This window comes from Mesorhizobium sp. M2A.F.Ca.ET.067.02.1.1 (assembly GCF_004023285.1).
Classification (GTDB): domain Bacteria; phylum Pseudomonadota; class Alphaproteobacteria; order Rhizobiales; family Rhizobiaceae; genus Mesorhizobium.
Genome location: NZ_RZSB01000457.1, coordinates 1 through 4,892 on the forward strand (window position 1 = coordinate 1; position 4,892 = coordinate 4,892).

The 4,892-nt window shown below is 62.1% G+C and carries 6 protein-coding genes and 2 pseudogenes; 3 read left to right on the forward strand and 5 right to left on the reverse strand.

From position 1 onward, the window contains the following. Window positions 1–752 (forward strand): ABC transporter ATP-binding protein (locus EOA28_RS24905; protein ID WP_245501586.1); only part of this gene is annotated, 752 nt, incomplete at its 5' end. A 529-nt stretch (window positions 753–1,281) separates the two neighbouring features. Beyond that, complete coding sequence (locus EOA28_RS39590; protein ID WP_210214957.1) at window positions 1,282–1,653, forward strand: acyl-CoA dehydrogenase family protein; 372 nt, start codon at window positions 1,282–1,284, stop codon at window positions 1,651–1,653. Window positions 1,654–1,908: 255 nt separating this feature from the next. Here EOA28_RS39590 and EOA28_RS24915 read toward each other — a convergent pair. Next, window positions 1,909–2,145 (reverse strand): annotated as a pseudogene (locus tag EOA28_RS24915) (integrase core domain-containing protein); the annotation flags it as partial. 43 nt (window positions 2,146–2,188) lie between these two features. On the opposite strand from EOA28_RS24915, the pseudogene EOA28_RS24920 reads away from it, so the two are divergent. After that, window positions 2,189–2,929 (forward strand): annotated as a pseudogene (locus tag EOA28_RS24920) (helix-turn-helix domain-containing protein); the annotation flags it as partial. Here EOA28_RS24920 and EOA28_RS24925 read toward each other — a convergent pair. From EOA28_RS24925 to EOA28_RS24940, 4 genes are all read right to left on the reverse strand, one after another. Next, on the reverse strand, window positions 2,856–3,200 hold the full coding sequence (locus EOA28_RS24925) for a DUF1178 family protein (RefSeq protein ID WP_245501587.1): 345 nt from the start codon (window positions 3,198–3,200) through the stop codon (window positions 2,856–2,858). The pseudogene EOA28_RS24920 and the gene EOA28_RS24925 sit on opposite strands and share 74 nt — an antisense overlap. After that, window positions 3,197–4,063, reverse strand: coding sequence for a carbon-nitrogen hydrolase family protein (locus tag EOA28_RS24930; RefSeq protein ID WP_127251150.1), 867 nt, complete (start codon window positions 4,061–4,063; stop codon window positions 3,197–3,199). The genes EOA28_RS24925 and EOA28_RS24930 overlap by 4 nt, the downstream gene beginning before the upstream one ends. Before the next feature lie 2 nt (window positions 4,064–4,065). Further along, window positions 4,066–4,329: a glutaredoxin 3 gene (gene grxC, locus EOA28_RS24935; RefSeq protein ID WP_042647701.1), complete on the reverse strand. Its 264-nt coding sequence runs from the start codon at window positions 4,327–4,329 to the stop codon at window positions 4,066–4,068. A 76-nt stretch (window positions 4,330–4,405) separates the two neighbouring features. Continuing rightward, window positions 4,406–4,892 (reverse strand): ComF family protein (locus tag EOA28_RS24940; RefSeq protein ID WP_148670835.1); only part of this gene is annotated, 487 nt, incomplete at its 5' end.

A 4,892-nucleotide genomic window follows, 5' to 3' on the forward strand; every position in this document is an offset into this window, starting at 1 on the left:
GCCGCGCCTTGAGGCGGCTCGGTGGGCTCAGCGGCAAGACGCTGGAGAGGCGCCTGGAAGAGCTCGTCCGCTCGGTGCGGCTCACCGACCGGCATCTCGCGGTCAAGCCGCGTCAGCTCTCCGGTGGCCTGAAGCAGCGTGTCGCGATCGCGCGCGCCTTTGCCGGCGATCCGCGCATTGTGGTGTGCGACGAGCCGACCTCGGCGCTCGACGTGTCGGTGCAGGCGGCGATCCTCAACCTTCTGGCCGACCTGCAATCCAAGGAAGATGTCAGCTACATCTTTATCTCGCACGACCTCGGCGTAGTGCGCTATCTCTCCGACAAGATCGCCGTGCTCTATCTCGGCCGCATCGTGGAGTTCGGCCCATCGGAAGCAGTTTTCTCCGGCCCGCACCACCCCTATACCGAAGCGCTGTTGTCGGCCGTTCCAAAACTCGACCGCACCGAGACCTCCCGCATCCGCCTCGACGGCGAGATCCCGAGCGCGGCCAACCCGCCGACGGGCTGCGTCTTCCACACGCGATGCCCGCGCAAGATCGGCGCTATCTGCGAGACACAGGAGCCGGAGCTGACGGAGGCCGAGGCCGGCCATACGATCCGCTGCCATATCCCCTATGCAGAACTGGCACGGCTGCAAAGCTTGGAGTGGACACTGGAAGTGAAGAATGATCACTCCAAAAGAAGACGAAGCCAACAACTCGGCAGCCAAAAATTGGACCATGCCAGGAAGTTGGACGCGAGCTTGTCCTAAGCAGGCGCAGCAGCAAAATTGCGGCAAGCCCCACAAGATCGCTGCTGTCGCATCCACGATCGGCATTTCGGAACGCTAACTTGAACGATGTCAAGCAGCTTAGGAATGCCGCTTCGGCATTCTACTTGCAAGATTGCTTGCCGCGCGGGGCTGATCATAGCATCGACCGAGGCGTCAAGACGATCGCAGATCGATGCGGATATTCGAGCCTGGGACATTTCAGCAAAGCTTTCAAGGCCAAGTGTCCGGCGCCCTCCTCCAAGCTTCGTCGTGATAGGCCTTATCGCATGACGGATTTGTGCAAGTAACTGACGAAGCCGAGTAACAGCCATGACGGCGATCTACGATACGGGCAAGCCGTATCGATCCCCTCGGTCGTGCTTGTGAGAGTAAGGTTATCGGCGAGCAACTCTATGAAACTATGGAACATCACCTTTGTTGGTACATCATCGCCTGATCATTTCGGAAGACTGCAATCCACCGCTGCGCCGCCGATGCTGGCGGGTTTTTGTGAGACTGTGACGGATGCGTGGTTTTTTTAGCGGAGGAGGATCGCTCATTTCGCGCACAAGTGCGCGCCTTCATGTCACGTGAGCTTACACCGAAAGTTGATGCAATTCAGCGTGATCAGGATTTCGGCGCTCAACTTGCGATCATCGGCGCCTTAGGCGAGGCCGGTTACTTGAAGCTGATGTTTCCGGATCTCTATCGCGGTGCCTTGCCGAAGCCGGGCCTTACTCATGCGGTAATCGTCTCAGAGGAAGCTGCCTTCCTGAATTACGCCTTCGAGTCCACTATCGCCACCGCGTTGTCCTGCGCGTACCCTTTTCACCGATTTGCCCGAGCGGCACCGCGAGAGCGCTACCTGACGCCAATTCTCGGGGGCCGAGCGGTAGGGTAACCGAGCCTAATGTTGGTTCGGATAGTGCGGGAATGGAGACGTGGATCCGCCTCGACGAAGTCACCAGAGAATGGGTGGTGTCCGGCTTTAAGCGTTACATTTGCCACGCGTCAAAGGCAGATGTCTACGTCGTTTTAGGGCGTGACTGATCCCAGCGTACCGCCTCAGAAGGGTCTGACGGCGTGGGCTGCTGCCGGTTTTTCGGACACGAGGCTAAGCTAGCATAGCTTGTTCCTCGAACTCGACGGGGCTCAGCTAGCCTAGCGTCGAGTGCCTTCGCCGAGGGTTATAGAAGCGCTCGATGTAATCGAACACATCCGCCCTGGCGTCATCCCTCGTCCTGTAGACCTTGCGGGCTGTCCGCTCAGTCTTGAGCGACGAGAAGAAGCTCTCCATCGCAGCGTTGTCCCAGACGTTGCCCGACCGGCTCATTGAACAGGTGATGCCGTGGTCGGCCATCAGTCGCTGGAACTGCTCGCTCGTATATTGGGCGGATTCAAGCGGTCGTCGCAACACCTGAACGAAGGAGGTTGCGATGGGCATTGGAAAGCGACGATCACACCGTTCTGGACGGGCGCCGTTGCCGTCACCGGGACGTCCGCCAGTGGCGGGGCGATCTGAACTCCAGCGATTCTGGTTGGGGATAGCGCAGGGGCTGACCAGCGAAGATGCTGCGCTGGCGGCTGGCATGTCGCAGCCTGTTGGAACCAGATTGTACCGACAAGCGGGCGGCATGGCACCAGCGATGTTCAGATCTTCCACCAAGCCGCCGTCAGAGCGATACCTTGCGTTTGCGGAACGTGAGGAGATCGCACTTCTTCGCGTTCAGGGCCTTTCGAGACGCGAGATCGGACGCCGACTTGGCCGATCCGCCTCGACCATCTCCCGTGAGCTACGACGCAATGCCGCGACGCGCAGCGGCGGGCTGGAATATCGTGCATCGAAAGCCCAATGGCACGCCGACCGATCGGCCCGTCGGCCCAAACCGACCAAGCTTGCGCTCAACACTACCTTGCGCACTTATGTGGAGCAGCGACTGGCCGGCAGGTCCCCAAGTGGCGCCGCCGTTCCTGATCCGGCCGTTTGGTGGAAGGGCCGCCGGCACGGTCCGCGAAAGGATCGGCGATGGGCCAGGGCCTGGAGCCCGGAACAGATCGCCCGACGCTTGCCGATCAACTTCCCGGACGACAAGACGATGCGCATCAGCCACGAAGCCATCTATCAAGCTCTCTTCGTTCAGGGTCGGGGAGCGTTACGCCGCGAACTGTCGGCCTGCCGACATAGTCGGCATTCTCGCGCACCTTCTCGGCCAGCGCCTTCAACTGCGCCAGCGCCTGTTTCTGCGCTTCGCCCATGGCCAAAGCCATCTTCTCCTGCTTGCGCGACGTCGAGACGGCCGGCGCCATCAGCGCCTTCTCTATCTTTTGCGAGCCGCAGGTCGGGCAATCGACAAAGCCGCGCTTCTTCTGGGTGTCGAAGTCGTCATTGCTGCGAAACCAGGCTTCGAATTCGTGCTCGTGCTCGCAGATCAGGGAAAAGCGGATCAAGAGGCAGCACCCCTGAGACGCGGCGCTTCGCCTGCGCCGGCATTGACGATGAAATCCCGCGCATTCCTGAGATTGGGGATCTTGCGGCGCGCCGCAAGCGACTGCGCCGGATCGATCTCGGCAAGGATCACGCCCGGCTCGTTATGCGCGGCCTCGGCGATGACGCGCCCCCACGGATCGACGATCAGCGAATGGCCATAGGTCTCGCGCCCGTCCTCATGCAGGCCGCCCTGCGCGGCGGCGATGACATAGGCGCCGTTCTCGATGGCGCGGGCGCGCAAAAGCACATGCCAATGCGCCTCGCCGGTCTGGCGCGTGAAGGCGGCGGGCACCGTCAGCACCTCGGCCCCGGCCATCGCCTCGGCGCGGAACAGCTGCGGGAAGCGCAGGTCGTAGCAGACGGCAAAGCCCAGCTTCGTCCCTTTGACGTCGGTCACGACCGCTTCCGTTCCCGGCTCGTAGGATGCGGATTCGCGCCAGCTCTCGCCATTGTCGAGGTCGACATCGAACATGTGGATCTTGTCGTAGCCGGCAATCAGCGTGCCGTCGGGTGAAAACAGGAAGGCGCGGTTGGCGAGCTTGCCGTCTGCGCGACGGATCGCCGTCGAGCCGATATGCAGGTGGATGCCGAGCTCCTTAGCCAACCTGCGCGCGGTGGCGACGACAATGTCCTTGTCTTCGGTGGTGAAGGCGGCCGCGCCGGCTTCCTTGTCGCGCACCAGCGCACCCGTCATTTCCGGCGTCTGGACATAGGTGGCGCCCTGGCCGGCGGCCTGGCGGACCAGGATTTCCATGTCGGCGGCGTTGCGTTCGGGGCTCGTGCCCGAACGCATCTGCACGGCTGCGGCCTTGAAACTACCCATGATCATCTCCCGTTGGCGAGCATCACATCCAGCCGGCCCTGCGACTCCAGATCATGGAGATCGTCACAGCCGCCGACATGCGTGTCGCCGATGAAAATCTGCGGAAAGGTGGTTCGCCCATGCGCCTTGGAAATCATTTCCTGGCGCAGTTCCGGCGAGAACGAGGCGTCGTGCTCAGTATAGGCCACGCCCTTGCGGTCGAGCAGCCGCTTGGCGGCGCTGCAGTAGCCGCACATCATCCTTGTATAGATCGTCACATCGACCATCGATCACAATCCTGCCAATGCATGTCGCCCAATGGTTGTATGGAAGCGACCTGCACCAAAAACAACGTTTGAGTTTCTATATAGTCGCGGACTCATCCGCCCGAAAGTCCCCCGGCAGGACTCGGGCGAACGTCAGCACGTCGACCGCCCCGGCGCCGCCCCGCTTCAGCGCCTTGGCGACCGCCCTCACCGTGGCGCCGGTGGTGTAGACATCGTCGACGACCAGCACCCGGCGGCCCGCGATTTCGATCTCGGCCTCCGGTGGAACGCGGAAGGCGGCGCGCACATTCTCCTCGCGCTCATGCCGTTCGAGCCCGACCTGCTGGCGCGTCAGCTTCACGCGTTTGATCGCGGATGGCGAGAATGGCAGTCCGCTGAGCTTTGCAACGGCGCGTCCAAGCTCCGCAGACTGGTTGAACTGGCGCCGGAAGAAGCGCCGCCAGTGCAACGGAACCGGCACGACCAGATCGGCCTCGGCAATCAGCTCCGCGCCGGCGCGGACCATCCAGTTCGCCATCCAGGGCGCCAGGTCCGTCCGGTCCTGGTATTTCAGCCCCTGGACC

Coding starts and splice junctions, on each gene's coding strand:
- EOA28_RS24930 (WP_127251150.1), bottom strand. CDS start 4,063: ATGGGTAGTTTCAAGGCCGCAGCCGTGCAGATGCGTTCGGGCACGAGC.
- grxC (WP_042647701.1), bottom strand. CDS start 4,329: ATGGTCGATGTGACGATCTATACAAGGATGATGTGCGGCTACTGCAGC.